12 protein-coding genes and 1 riboswitch are annotated in these 12483 nt (G+C 70.2%); of the genes, 10 read left to right on the plus strand and 2 right to left on the minus strand.

All coding sequences use genetic code 11. From position 1 onward, the window contains the following. Positions 1 to 163 precede the first annotated feature (163 nt). Positions 164 to 679 carry a peptide deformylase gene (locus CEK66_RS12295; RefSeq protein WP_152237111.1) on the plus strand — a complete coding sequence of 172 codons (516 nt, stop codon included), beginning with the start codon at positions 164 to 166 and terminating at the stop codon, positions 677 to 679. A 342-nt stretch (positions 680 to 1021) separates the two neighbouring features. On the opposite strand, the gene ettA is transcribed toward CEK66_RS12295, so the two are convergent. After that, a complete protein-coding gene (gene ettA, locus CEK66_RS12300; RefSeq protein ID WP_017908418.1) occupies positions 1022 to 2683 on the minus strand; it encodes an energy-dependent translational throttle protein EttA in 1662 nt (553 codons plus the stop codon). 138 nt (positions 2684 to 2821) lie between these two features. Next, the gene (locus tag CEK66_RS12305; RefSeq protein WP_226978588.1) at positions 2822 to 4294 is read right to left on the minus strand and encodes an MFS transporter; all 1473 of its coding nucleotides are present in this window, start codon (positions 4292 to 4294) and stop codon (positions 2822 to 2824) included. Between the two features lie 182 nt (positions 4295 to 4476). On the opposite strand from CEK66_RS12305, the gene CEK66_RS12310 reads away from it, so the two are divergent. From CEK66_RS12310 to ribH, 9 genes are all read left to right on the plus strand, one after another. Further along, positions 4477 to 5400 carry a helix-turn-helix transcriptional regulator gene (locus CEK66_RS12310; RefSeq protein WP_152237112.1) on the plus strand — a complete coding sequence of 308 codons (924 nt, stop codon included), beginning with the start codon at positions 4477 to 4479 and terminating at the stop codon, positions 5398 to 5400. A gap of 110 nt (positions 5401 to 5510) precedes the next feature. Further along, positions 5511 to 6017 carry an RcnB family protein gene (locus CEK66_RS12315; RefSeq protein ID WP_152237113.1) on the plus strand — a complete coding sequence of 169 codons (507 nt, stop codon included), beginning with the start codon at positions 5511 to 5513 and terminating at the stop codon, positions 6015 to 6017. Positions 6018 to 6139: 122 nt separating this feature from the next. Beyond that, positions 6140 to 7408 (plus strand): serine hydroxymethyltransferase, encoded by a 1269-nt coding sequence (gene glyA, locus CEK66_RS12320; RefSeq protein ID WP_150409969.1) that lies wholly within the window; start codon positions 6140 to 6142, stop codon positions 7406 to 7408. A 214-nt stretch (positions 7409 to 7622) separates the two neighbouring features. Beyond that, complete coding sequence (gene nrdR / locus CEK66_RS12325; RefSeq protein ID WP_010340907.1) at positions 7623 to 8153, plus strand: transcriptional regulator NrdR; 531 nt, start codon at positions 7623 to 7625, stop codon at positions 8151 to 8153. A 4-nt stretch (positions 8154 to 8157) separates the two neighbouring features. Further along, positions 8158 to 8640 carry a GNAT family N-acetyltransferase gene (locus CEK66_RS12330; protein WP_152237114.1) on the plus strand — a complete coding sequence of 161 codons (483 nt, stop codon included), beginning with the start codon at positions 8158 to 8160 and terminating at the stop codon, positions 8638 to 8640. Further along, positions 8637 to 9770, plus strand: coding sequence for a bifunctional diaminohydroxyphosphoribosylaminopyrimidine deaminase/5-amino-6-(5-phosphoribosylamino)uracil reductase RibD (gene ribD, locus CEK66_RS12335; RefSeq protein WP_152237115.1), 1134 nt, complete (start codon positions 8637 to 8639; stop codon positions 9768 to 9770). The genes CEK66_RS12330 and ribD overlap by 4 nt, the downstream gene beginning before the upstream one ends. 140 nt (positions 9771 to 9910) lie before the next feature. Further along, positions 9911 to 10074: riboswitch (FMN riboswitch) on the plus strand. Between the two features lie 79 nt (positions 10075 to 10153). After that, positions 10154 to 10753: a riboflavin synthase gene (locus tag CEK66_RS12340; RefSeq protein ID WP_152237116.1), complete on the plus strand. Its 600-nt coding sequence runs from the start codon at positions 10154 to 10156 to the stop codon at positions 10751 to 10753. Positions 10754 to 10868: 115 nt separating this feature from the next. Next, on the plus strand, positions 10869 to 11996 hold the full coding sequence (gene ribB, locus CEK66_RS12345) for a 3,4-dihydroxy-2-butanone-4-phosphate synthase (RefSeq protein WP_152237119.1): 1128 nt from the start codon (positions 10869 to 10871) through the stop codon (positions 11994 to 11996). A 90-nt stretch (positions 11997 to 12086) separates the two neighbouring features. After that, positions 12087 to 12483: 6,7-dimethyl-8-ribityllumazine synthase (gene ribH / locus CEK66_RS12350; RefSeq protein ID WP_152237117.1), on the plus strand; the 397-nt coding region annotated here is incomplete at its 3' end.

A 12483-nucleotide genomic window follows, 5' to 3' on the forward strand; every position in this document is an offset into this window, starting at 1 on the left:
GCAGGACAGTTCACGCCTGCAGAATTCGCCAAGCGCTTTGCCGCAACACGGGGATTGCACCGCGGCGTGTCGCAGTCGGGGCAGGGGAGGCCGCAGCCCGCGCTGCACGCGTCGCCGCCACGGCGGATAATCGCGGCCATTCCCCGCTGCCAGGAGTCCGCACATGATCCGCGACATCATCCGCATGGGCGACCCGCGTCTGTTGCGCCAGGCGCCGCCGGTCACCGATTTCGACAGCGCGCAACTGCATGCGCTGGTGGCCGACATGTTCGAGACCATGGACGCCGCGCGCGGCGTCGGCCTGGCCGCGCCGCAGATCGCGGTGGATCTGCAACTGATGGTGTTCGGCTTCGAGTGCAGCGCGCGCTATCCGGATGCGCCGCCAGTGCCGCGCACCGCCCTGGCCAACGTGGAGATCGAGCCGCTGTCCGACGACCTGGAGGACGGCTGGGAAGGCTGCCTGTCCATTCCCGGACTGCGCGCGGTGATTCCGCGCTACCGGCACATCCGCTACCGCGGCGTGCTGCCGGACGGCACCCCGCTGCAGCGCGAGGCCGAGGGCTTCCACGCCCGCGTGGTGCAGCACGAGCACGACCACCTGATCGGCCGCCTGTATCCCTCGCGCATCCGCGACTTCGACAGGTTCGGTTTCGAGGACGTGCTGTCCTACGACTTGTAGGGCCGGGATCCCCCGCGTTGGCGATGCGTGCCCAGCGGTCACTTCCGCATGCGTGCAGTGCCACGCGCTTGTGGGAGCGCTCCAGTCGCGACGGTTTTACCGGTAAGGCCCATCGCGACACAGGGACGTGCAACGAACTCGGCGGGTGCACTGTGGGAGGGACTTCAGTCCCGACGCATTGCGCCATCGGAAAGCGCACCGCTTCGCGTGTCGTCGCTGTATGACAGTCGACTCCCGCAGACTCCCGGAGCCAGAGAGCGGCCCCACCCGACAGTCAGCCAAAAACGCGCACGGTCCGCGCGAAGCGGGCCGTGGCGGGTGCTGCCAGAAACGCGCTGCGGCTTACTTCAGCGCCTTGAAACGCAGGCGCTTGGGGCCGGCGTCGTCGCCGAGGCGGCGCTTCTTGTCTTCCTCGTACTCGCGGTAGTTGCCCTGGAAGAATTCCACGTGCGAGTCGCCCTCGAAGGCGAGGATGTGGGTGGCGATGCGGTCCAGGAACCAGCGATCGTGCGAGATCACGAAGGTGTTGCCCGGGAACTCCAGCAGCGCGTCTTCCAGCGCGCGCAGGGTTTCGATGTCCAGGTCGTTGGACGGTTCGTCGAGCAGCAGCACGTTGCCGCCCTGCAGCAGGGTCTTGGCCATGTGCAGGCGGCCGCGCTCGCCGCCGGACAGCGAACCGACCATCTTCTGCTGGTCCTGGCCCTTGAAGTTGAAGCGGCCGATGTAGGCGCGCGACTGGATCTCCACGCCGTTGATGTTGAGGATGTCCAGACCGCCGGAAATCTCCTGGAACACGTTGTGGTTGCCTTCCAGCTTGTCGCGGCTCTGGTCCACGTACGACAGCTGCACGGTCGGCCCGACCACGATCTCGCCCGAATCCGGCTTCTCCTGCCCGGTGATCATCTTGAACAGGGTCGACTTGCCGGCACCGTTGGGGCCGATGATGCCGACGATGGCGCCCGGCGGGATGATCATCGACAGGTTGTCGATCAGCAGGCGGTCGCCGAACTTCTTGGAGACGTTCTTGAACTCCATCACCGAGTTGCCCAGGCGCTCGCCCGGCGGGATGAAGATTTCGTTGGTCTCGTTGCGCTTCTGGTAATCGACCGACTGCAGTTCGTCCAGGCGCGCCAGACGTGCCTTGCCCTTGGAGCGGCCGCCCTTGGCGTTCTGCCGGGCCCACTCCAGTTCCTTCTGGATCGCCTTCTGCCGCGCCTTTTCCTGGTTCTCTTCCTGCTTCAGGCGCTCGTCCTTCTGCATCAGCCATTCGGTGTAGTTGCCCTTCCACGGAATGCCGCGGCCGCGGTCCAGTTCCAGGATCCACTCGGCGGCGTTGTCGAGGAAGTAGCGATCGTGGGTGACCGCGACCACGGTGCCGGTATAGCGCGCCAGGAACTGTTCCAGCCACTCCACCGACTCGGCGTCGAGGTGGTTGGTCGGTTCGTCGAGCAGCAGCATGTCCGGCTTCTGCAGCAGCAGCCGGCACAGCGCCACGCGGCGCTTCTCGCCGCCGGACAGGTTGGCGATCTTGGCGTCCCACGGCGGCAGCCGCAGCGCGTCGGCGGCCACGTCGAGCTGGTTCTCCAGGGTGTGCGCGTCGCCGGCGGCCAGGATCGCCTCCAGGCGCTCCTGTTCCTTGGCCAGCGCGTCGAAATCGGCGCCTTCCTCGGCATAGGCGGCGTACACCGCTTCCAGCGCGGCCTGCGCCTGCAGCACTTCGCCCACGCCTTCCTCGACCGACTCGCGCACGGTCTTGTTCGGGTCCAGCTCCGGCTCCTGCGCCAGGTAGCCGACCTTGGTGCCGGGCTGCGGACGCGCCTCGCCTTCGAAATCGGTGTCCACGCCGGCCATGATCTTCAGCACGGTGGACTTGCCGGCGCCGTTGAGGCCGAGCAGGCCGATCTTGGCGCCGGGGAAGAACGACAGCGAGATGTCCTTGATGATCTGGCGCTTGGGCGGCACGGTCTTGCTGACCCGGTTCATGGTGTAGATGTATTGCGACATGGCGGCTCCAAAGGCGCAGGGCGCCCGCCGGCCGGCGGCCGGAGGGCGTCGAAAGGGATGGCGGATTATAGCCGGACGGCCGCCGGCATTCGTTGCCGCACGGTGGCGGCGGCAGACGCGCGGGCGGTGCCGCGCGGGCTACTCGGCGATCGGCGGCAGCGCTGCGCTCGGTGCCGTCGCCGTTTCCCCCGCGCGGCGCTGCCGGCGCAGATAGAACAGTGCGCAGATCACCAGCACCAGCATCGCCAGCCACTCGCTGTGCAGCGCCGCCTGCATCGCGGCCAGGCTGCCGCCACCGCGGGCGTGGGCGTAGATCGCGCCGAGTGCTGCCGGGCCCAGGCCCATCGCCGCCTGCAGGATGGTGGAGAGCATGGCGCTGCCCGCGCCTGCATGGTCGGTGGGCACCTGCGACAGGCCGATGCGGTAGAAGCTGGCCACGATCCAGGCCTGGCCGGCACCGATCAGTGCGGTCGCCGGGGCCAGGTTGCCCGCGCCCGGATGCGGCCACACGGCGTGCAGCGTCCAGCCCAGCGCCAGCAGGCCCAGCATCTGCACCAGGCAGCCCAGCAGCAGCGTCGGCAGCGGGCCGCAGCGCGCCGCCACGCGGGCGCTGACCAGCGCGGAGGCGAAGTAGGCCGCGCCCAGCACGATGAACGCATTGCCGGACTGCAGCGGCGAGAGGCCGGCGCCGGTCTGCAGGGTCAGCGCCAGCACGAACATGAAACCGCTCCAGCAGGTGAAGAACACCCCGCCCACCAGCAGCGCGAAGCGCACGCTGGGCAGCCGCAGCAAGGCCGGCGGCAGTAGCGGCGTGCGTCCGCGGCGTTCCTGCCACAGTTCGACCCGGGTTAGCGCCGCCAGCAGCGGCAGGCAGGCCGCCAGCACCGCCAGGCACGCCGGCGGCCAGTGCAGGGCAGGGCCCAGCGCCAATGGCAGCAGCAGGCAGGCCAGGAACAGCCCCAGCAGCCCGGCGCCGGCCAGGTCGGGCGGCATCCGCCGTGCCGCGCGGGTCTCCGGCACGGCGCGCAGGCAGGCCAGCGCCAGCAAGCAGAACGGCAGGTTGATCAGAAACACGCTGCGCCAGCCGGATCCGGCGATGTCCGCGCTGACCAGCGAGCCGCCCAGCACCTGGCCGATGACGAAGGCGATGCCGCCCAGCGAGCCGTACAGCGCCAATGCCCGGGCGTGCGCCTTGCCGTGCAGGCTGACGTGGATGGTGGCCAGAATCTGCGGTACCGCCAGCGCCGCCCCCAGTCCCTGCAGGATGCGGCCGGCCAGCAGGGCCGGGACCGAACCGGCCACCCCGCACAGCAACGAGGCCAGGCCGAACAGCAGCACGCCGGCACCGAACACGCGGCGCCGGCCGAGGTTGTCGCCGAGCCGGCCGCCCGCCGCCAGGCCCACCGCGAAGGCGACGCCGTAGACGGCCACGATCAGCTCCAGCTGGGTCGCCGACGCGTGCAGCGTGTGGGCGATCGAGCCAAGCGCGACATTGAGGATGGAGAAATCGATCAGCGGCAGCATCTGCCCGATCAGCAGGATGCCGAGGCCGCGGTGGCTCAGGTTGGGGGTGGTGGCGGGCATGGCGGAGGCGGGGGAGGGCGTGGTCATGGCGCGCAGTATGGTGAGTCGATAAACTGGTACAAGGACTCATTTATCCTGGTACTGGCGCTGCCTCCCTGATCTCGGACGGTCGCGTCGGGCGCCGTCTCCTGCGGCGTGACAGACACGCCGGCGCCGCCTGTCGACGTGGCGTCGTCGGGCACCGGCGGACAGCAAAAGTGGAGAAGACGATGCAACTGGACCTCGCGCATTCCACCTCCAGGCCGGAGCGGGCGGTCGCGCCTGCTGCGTCGGGCCCGGCCCTGGCCAGCGAGCGTGCCCGCGCGCTGGGCGCCTTCCTGCGCGCCCGCCGCGAGAGCCTGGACCCGGCGCGGCTGGCGCTGCCGCGCGGCGGCAGGCGGCGCACCCCCGGCCTGCGCCGCGAGGAGGTGGCCTTGCTCGCCGATGTCGGCGTGACCTGGTACACGTGGCTGGAACAGGGGCGCCCGGTCCGCGCCTCGGCGCGCGTGCTGACCGCCATCGCCCATGCCCTGCAGTGTTCGGAGGTCGAAACCGCGCACGTGCTGGCGCTGGCCGGCGTGGGCGGCACGACCGCCCTGGCGCCGCCGCCGTGCCAACGCCTCACCGGCACCGGGCGCATGCTGCTGGACCAGCTCGGCCCGTGGCCGGCAATGCTGCAGACCCCGCGCTTCGACATCCTCGGCGCCAACCCGGCCTTCGAGCGCCTGATGGGCGTGACCCTGGCCGACCTGGCGGACGCCGATCGCAACTGCGTCTATCAGGCCTTCACCAATCCGCGCTGGCGCGACGCATTGCTCGATCGCCAGGACGTGCTGCAGCACATGGTGGCGTTGCTGCGCGCGGCGATGGCCGAACACCTGGGCGAGCCGGAATGGGAGGCGCTGCTGGCGCGCTACCGCGCGGCCTCTCCCGAGTTCGATGCGCTGTGGCGGCAGCGGCGCGAGGTGCGCGGCGTGGAGAACCAGCTCAAGCGCTTCCGCCATCCGCAGGAAGGCGAGTTGCGCCTGCAGCAGGTCAACTGGTGGTCGGCGCCGCGCAACGGCAACCGTCTGGTGGTCTATTTGCCAGCCGATGACACGGCGCAGGCGGCGCTGTTGCGCCTGCACGCGCAGGCCGGAAATGCCGCTGGATGAACGCTTTCCTAGCCCGATCCGTGAAGCTGAATACGTAACCGATTCCAGCAGGAGACGGTTCAGACGAAAACGGCCTAAATGCAACCGCCACACCACGTGACGGAGTTGCCATGAACATGAAACGCATTGCCACAATCGCCCTCTCGTCCGCGCTGGCGCTGGGTTTCATGGCGCCACCCGCGTTCGCCTGGGGTCCGGGCGGCCCGGGTCCCGGTCCGGGCTGGGGCCCTCCGGGTCCTCCGGGGCCGCCGCCCCCGCCGCCGGGACCGGGTCCGCGCGACCATGGCTGGTACGACCGCGGCTACCGCGATGCCGATCGCGAGCGCTACTGGCGCGACCGTGAGCGCGACCGCCGCGACGCCCGTCGCGCCTACGACCGCGGCTACCGCGATGGCTATCGCAACGGCCCGGACGTCGTCTATTACCGCCCGGGTCCGCCGCGCTGGGCGCGCGGCCAGCGCTACTACGGCCCGAACTACGTGGTCTACGACTACGACCGTTATCAGGTCCGGCGCCCACCGTACGGCTACCGCTGGGTGCGCGACGACACCGGCAACCTGCTGCTGGTCGCCATCGCCACCGGCATCATCGCCGACCTGGTGCTCAGCGGCCGCTGAGCCCTGCTGCGGCATCGCCAGACGGCCTCCTTCGGGAGGCCGTCTGCGTTTTGGTTCGCCCTCGGCCGCGCGCGGGGCTTAAACTAGTCGTCTGCCTTCTGTCCATGCCCCCCGGAGACCCGATGTTCCCGCGCGACGCCCGCATCGAAACCTACGACCCCGACCTGGCCCGCGCCATCGCCGCCGAAGCCGGCCGCCAGGAAGACCACGTCGAGCTGATCGCCAGCGAGAACTACTGCAGCCCGCTGGTCATGGAAGCGCAGGGCAGCCAGCTGACCAACAAGTACGCCGAAGGCTACCCGGGCAAGCGCTACTACGGCGGTTGCGAATTCGTCGACGTCGCCGAGCAGCTGGCCATCGACCGGGTCAAGCAATTGTTCGGCGCCGACTACGCCAACGTACAGCCGCACAGCGGCTCGCAGGCCAATCAGGCGGTGTACTTCGCGCTGCTGCAGCCGGGCGACACCATCCTCGGCATGTCGCTGGCGCACGGTGGCCACCTGACCCACGGCGCCAAGGTCAACGCCTCCGGCAAGCTGTTCAACGCCGTGCAGTACGGCGTCAACGACCAGGGCCTGATCGACTACGACGAAGTCGAGCGCCTGGCCGTGGAGCACAAGCCGAAGATGGTGGTGGCGGGCTTCTCCGCCTACTCGCAGGTGATCGACTGGGCGCGCTTCCGCGCCATCGCCGACAAGGTCGGTGCTTACTTCTTCGTGGACATGGCACACGTGGCCGGCCTGGTCGCCGCCGGTGTCTATCCGACCCCGCTGCCGCACGCGCACGTGGTCACTTCCACCACCCACAAGACCCTGCGCGGCCCGCGTGGCGGCATCATCGTCGCCAGTGCCGCCGGCGCCGGCGACAAGCTCGAAGACCTGTCCAAGAAGCTGCAGTCGATCGTCTTCCCCGGCATCCAGGGCGGCCCGCTGATGCACGTGATCGCGGCCAAGGCGGTGGCGTTCAAGGAAGCGCTGGAGCCGGAATTCACCCGCTACCAGCAGCAGGTGGTGAAGAACGCCCAGGCCATGGCCAAGACCCTGATCGCGCGCGGCTACAAGATCGTCTCCGGCGGCACCGAGAACCACCTGATGCTGGTGGACATGATCGGCCGCGACGTCTCCGGCAAGGACGCGGAAGCGGCGCTGGGCAAGGCCCACATCACCGTCAACAAGAACTCGGTGCCCAACGACCCGCGCTCGCCGTTCGTGACCTCGGGCCTGCGCCTGGGCACCCCGGCGATCACCACCCGCGGCTACCAGGAACAGGATTGCGTCGATCTGGCCAACTGGATCGCCGACGTGCTCGACGCCCCGGCCGACGATACCGTGCTGGCGCGCGTGCGCGACGCAGTGACCGCGCAGTGCCGCAAGTATCCGGTGTATGGCTGAAAAACGGGAATGGAGAATGGAGAATCGGGAATGGTTGAAAGTGCTAGCTGGCGCCTTTGGCGTTCCCATTCCCCATTCCCGTTTCCCCACTCCCGGCACCTATATGGCTGAGGCGGGAATGGAGAATGGAGAATCGGGAATGGTCAGAAGCGCTACGCTTGCGCGGTTGACGTTCCCATTCCCCATTCCCGTTTCCTCATTCCCGGCGCCCTGAATGCACTGCCCCTTCTGCCAGCACACCGATACCCGGGTGATCGATTCGCGCGTGTCCGAGGACGGCGCGACGATCCGCCGGCGTCGCGAGTGCGAGGCCTGCGGCGAGCGCTTCAGCACGCTGGAGACGATCGAACTCAAGCTGCCGACGGTGATCAAGAGCGACGGCGGCCGCGAGGCGTTCGATGCGCGCAAGCTGCGCACCAGCTTCGATCGCGCGCTGCAGAAGCGGCCGGTGGCCGAGGAGCAGATCGAGGCGGCGGTGCGTGCGGTGGTGCACCAGTTGCGCATGTCCGGCGAGCGCGAACTGCCCTCGATCCGGGTCGGCGAGTACGTGATGGCCGAGCTGCGCAAGCTCGACCACGTCGGCTACGTGCGCTTCGCCTCGGTGTACCGCAGCTTCCAGGACGTGGCCGATTTCCGCGAGGAGATCGAGAAGCTCGAGCGCGAGTTGCCGGTGGGCAGCGAGCAGCTGCCGCTGCTGGACCTGGTGCGCGCGGCCAAGCCGGGCGACAAGACCGGCAAGCGCTGAGCGCATGCGCATCGTCTGTCTGGCCGAGGCCGCGCAGCACATTCCCGCGCTGGCGCAGGAGCATCTGCAGGCGTTCGGCCCGCTGCTGCCGGAGTGGAACGTGGTCGAGGCCGAGGCCGACCTGCGCAGCCACCGCGACGAACGCCGCATCCCCACCAGCTGGATCGCCCTGGACGGCGAGGACTGGCTGGGCTCGGTCAGCCTGCTGCAGAACGACGACGCGCGCATCCGCCAGTTTTCGCCGTGGCTGGCGACGCTGTACGTGCGGCCGCAGGCGCGCGGTGCCGGCGTCGGCGCCGCTTTGGTCGCGCACTGCGTGCAGGCTGCCGCGCGCTTCGGCGTGCAGTGGCTGTACCTGTACTGCGAACCGGTGCTGGTGCCGTTCTACGAGCACCTGGGCTGGCAGCGCCATGCCGACCTGCCGCTGGGGTTGCTGCAGATCGTGGTGATGCGCCGCGACGTCAGCGCTGCTACCGCATCCGCATGAGCGCCGACGCCGTCCCCGGCTTCTCCGCCGACGACCATCGCTGGATGGCGCAGGCCCTGCGCCTGGCCGAGCGCGGCGCCTACACCACACGACCCAACCCGATGGTCGGCTGCGTGATCGTGCGCGACGGTGTCGTGGTGGGTGAGGGATTCCACCAGCGCGCCGGCGGGCCGCACGCGGAGGTGTTCGCGCTGCGCGCCGCCGGCGAACGCGCCCGTGGCGCCACCGCCTACGTGACCCTGGAGCCGTGCGCGCACTACGGCCGCACCCCGCCGTGCGCGCTGGCGCTGATCGAGGCCGGGGTGGCGCGGGTGGTGGCGGCGATGGCCGACCCGTTCCCGCAGGTCAACGGCGGCGGCTTCGCACTGCTGCGAGAGGCTGGCATCGCGGTGCAGGCGGGCCTGATGGACACGCAGGCGCGCGCGCTCAATCGCGGTTTCCTGTCGCGGGTGGAGTGCGGCCGGCCTTGGTTGCGGATCAAGCTCGGTGCCAGCCTGGACGGACGCACCGCGCTGGCCAGCGGCGAATCGAAATGGATCACCGGCGCGGCGGCGCGCCAGGACGTGCAGCACTGGCGCGCCCGCGCCGGCGCCATCCTCACCGGCGCCGGCACCGTGCTGGCCGACGACCCGGCACTGACCGTGCGCCTGGAGGCGGCGACCGAAGTGGAGCCGCCGCTGCGCGTGGTGCTGGACGCGCGACTGCGCAGCCTGGCGCAGGCCAAGGTCCGCGACGGCAGCGCGCCGACCCTGTACCTGCATGCGCCGGACTGCGTGCCGCCGGCGCTGGATCATGCCGCGTTCGCCGCGGTGCCGCTGCACGACGGCCGCTGCGACCTGCACGCGGCGCTGCGCCTGCTCGGCGAGCGCGGCATCAACGAGGTCCAGGTCGAGGCCGGGGCGACGCTGAGCGGTGCACTGCTGCGCGCCGGCCTGGTCGACGAGGTGCTGGTGTACATGGCGCCGCTCCTATTGGGCGATACCGCGCGTTCGCTACTGGCCGGGCTCGGCATCGAGACCATGGCGCAGCGCGTACCGCTGCAATTGCAGGACGTGCGCCAGCTCGGCGACGACCTGCGCCTGCTGCTGCGGCCGGCGATCGCCGCCAGCGCGGGGGCGGCCTCGCCCTGAGCGATCGCCGGTGATGCGCGTCGCCGCGCGCAAGGTTGCCGTGCGCACCGCGACGCTTTGTCCCACCGGTGGCGCGCTGTACCGGGCGGCCGCTGCGGCCGCGCCTGCTAGAATGCCCGAGCCGGTTCGCCGGCGACCACAAACGTCTTCAGGGCGGGGTGCGATTCCCCACCGGCGGTAGGTGCGTTCGCGCACGAGCCCGCGAGCGCTTCCCGGCGCAGGCGCGACGCGCCGAATCGGGAAGGTCAGCAGATCCGGTGCGATGCCGGAGCCGACGGTATAGTCCGGATGAAAGAAGACGGCCTTCGCGCAGCCTTGCGGCTGTGCGCGTGCCTGTTTGCCTTGTGGCGTTTTTCGCTCACCCCATTGCGAGAAACGTAGCTATGTTCACCGGAATCATCGAAGGCGTTGGCCATCTCGCCGCACGCCAGCCGCAGGGCGGCGATCTCCGCTTCACCTTCGCCACCGGCAGCCTGCCGTTCGCCGACGTGCGCCTGGGCGAGAGCATCGCGGTCAATGGCGTGTGCCTGACCGTGATCGCCTTCGACGCGGCGGCGTTCCAGGCCGACGCCTCCACCGAGACCCTGGCGCTGACCACGCTCGGCCGCCTGGCCGAGGGCGCGACACTGAACCTGGAGCGGGCGATGCGCCCCAGCGACCGCCTCGGCGGGCACCTGGTCAGCGGCCATGTCGACGGCCTCGGCGAGGTGCTGTCGATTCACGACGATGCGCGCGCGCAGCGCTGGCGTTTCGCCGCGCCGGCGCCGCTGCTGCGCTACATCGCCAAGAAGGGCTCGATCTGCGTGGACGGGGTCAGCCTCACCGTCAATGAAGTCGACGTCGAAGGCTTCGAGGTCGCGCTGATTCCGCACACCGTGGCGCACACCGCGTTCGCGCAGACCGCCGTCGGCGCGGCGGTGAACCTGGAGATCGACCTGGTCGCGCGCTACGTCGAACGCCTGTTGCAGGGCCGCCAGGACTGATCCTGGCCGCGTCCGGCCTTCTGCCTCTCCGCCACGCTGCGCCGATGCCTGCGGCGCGCGCGGCACCTTCCGTCTTTCCGCGAGTCCCCGCATGTCGCCTTCCGTTACCCCGAGCCTGAATTTCGCCTCCGTCCCCGAGCTGCTGGAAGAACTCCGCGCCGGCCGCATGGTGGTCATCGTCGACGACGAGGACCGCGAGAACGAGGGCGACCTGATCATGGCCGCCGAGCTGGTCAAGCCATCGGACATCAATTTCATGGTCACCCACGCGCGCGGCCTGGTGTGCCTGTCGCTGACCCGCGAGCGCTGCGCGCAGCTCGGCCTGGCGCCGATGGTCCAGCGCAACACCGCGCAGTTCCATACCAACTTCACCGTCAGCATCGAGGCGGCCGAGGGCGTCACCACCGGCATCTCCGCCTACGACCGCGCCCACACCGTGCGCACCGCGGTCAAGCCGGACGCCAAGCCGCACGACCTCAGTCAGCCCGGCCACATCTTCCCGCTGATCGCCCAGCCGGGCGGGGTGCTGACCCGAGCCGGCCACACCGAGGCCGCCAGCGACCTGCCGATGCTGGCGGGGCTGGAGCCGGCCGGCGTGCTGGTGGAAGTGCTCAATCCCGACGGCAGCATGGCGCGGCGTCCGCAGCTGGAAGCGTTCGCCCGCACCCACGGGCTGAAGATGGGCTCGATCGCCGACCTGATCGCCTACCGCCTGGCCACCGAGCACACCGTCGAACGCATCGACGAGCGCCCGATCGAGACCGAGTTCGGCGGCTTCACCCTGGTCACCTACCGCGACCGCATCGCCCACGACCTGCACTTCGCGCTGGTCCGCGGCACCCCGGACGCCGACACCCCGACCCTGGTGCGGGTGCAGGTGGAGAACCCGCTGGCCGACCTGCTGCACTGGCGCCGCGACGACTTCGGCGTGGCCGCCAGCGACGCCCTGCGCGCGATCGCCGCCGCCGAGCGCGGGGTGATGGTGGTGCTGTCGGCGCCGCGCGACAGCGAGGCGCTGCTGGCGCGGCTGCGCGCACAGCCGGAGGCGGCGCACGGCAAGGACGTGGGCCAGTGGCGGCGCAACGGCGCCGGCAGCCAGATCCTCGCCGACCTGGGCCTGGGCAAGCTGCGCGTGCTCGGCACGCCGCGCCGGCAGATCGGCCTGGCCGGGTTCGGGCTGGAGGTGGTGGAGCATGTGGAGCCGGGAATCGGGACCCGGGACCCGGGACCCGGAAAAGCCTGATCCCGGCGCGCGACCTCGTTTGCTTCTGCCGGACCCCGGGTCCCGGGTCCCGGCTGTTAAACTCTCCCACCCCCTCAAGCTGCCACCGCCATGTCCCACTACGAAGGCGACCTCCGCACTCCCGAGTCGGCGCGTTTCGCGATCATCGCCAGCCGCTGGAACGCCCGTATCACCGACGTGCTGGTCGCCGGTGCGCGGCAGAGCCTGGCCGGCAACGGCATCGCCGATGACGCGGTGGACGTGATCCGGGTGCCGGGCGCGTGGGAGTTGCCGCTGGTCGCCGCCCGCCTGGCCGCGGCCGGCAAGCATGCCGCGATCATCGCGCTGGGTTGCGTGATCCGCGGCGACACCCGCCACTACGAACATGTCGCCGACGGCTGCGCCGAGGGCCTGCTGCGGGTGTCGCTGGACTTCCGCATCCCGGTGCTCAACGGCGTGCTCGCCGTGGAGCAGGTCGAGGACGCCGAGGCGCGCGCCGGCGGCAGCC

The sequence above is a fragment of the Xanthomonas sp. LMG 12460 genome (assembly GCF_009192895.1).
In the GTDB taxonomy this organism is placed as follows: Bacteria; Pseudomonadota; Gammaproteobacteria; order Xanthomonadales; family Xanthomonadaceae; genus Xanthomonas_A; species Xanthomonas_A sontii.

What these genes read in the sequence shown, in the direction of transcription:
- CEK66_RS12330 (WP_152237114.1), top strand. Translation starts at nt 8,158, where the DNA reads ATGCGCATCGTCTGTCTGGCCGAGGCCGCGCAGCACATTCCCGCGCTG.
- CEK66_RS12315 (WP_152237113.1), top strand. Translation starts at nt 5,511, where the DNA reads ATGAACATGAAACGCATTGCCACAATCGCCCTCTCGTCCGCGCTGGCG.
- CEK66_RS12305 (WP_226978588.1), bottom strand. Translation starts at nt 4,294, where the DNA reads ATGACCACGCCCTCCCCCGCCTCCGCCATGCCCGCCACCACCCCCAAC.
- ettA (WP_017908418.1), bottom strand. Translation starts at nt 2,683, where the DNA reads ATGTCGCAATACATCTACACCATGAACCGGGTCAGCAAGACCGTGCCG.
- glyA (WP_150409969.1), top strand. Translation starts at nt 6,140, where the DNA reads ATGTTCCCGCGCGACGCCCGCATCGAAACCTACGACCCCGACCTGGCC.
- CEK66_RS12340 (WP_152237116.1), top strand. Translation starts at nt 10,154, where the DNA reads ATGTTCACCGGAATCATCGAAGGCGTTGGCCATCTCGCCGCACGCCAG.
- ribD (WP_152237115.1), top strand. Translation starts at nt 8,637, where the DNA reads ATGAGCGCCGACGCCGTCCCCGGCTTCTCCGCCGACGACCATCGCTGG.
- CEK66_RS12295 (WP_152237111.1), top strand. Translation starts at nt 164, where the DNA reads ATGATCCGCGACATCATCCGCATGGGCGACCCGCGTCTGTTGCGCCAG.
- CEK66_RS12310 (WP_152237112.1), top strand. Translation starts at nt 4,477, where the DNA reads ATGCAACTGGACCTCGCGCATTCCACCTCCAGGCCGGAGCGGGCGGTC.
- nrdR (WP_010340907.1), top strand. Translation starts at nt 7,623, where the DNA reads ATGCACTGCCCCTTCTGCCAGCACACCGATACCCGGGTGATCGATTCG.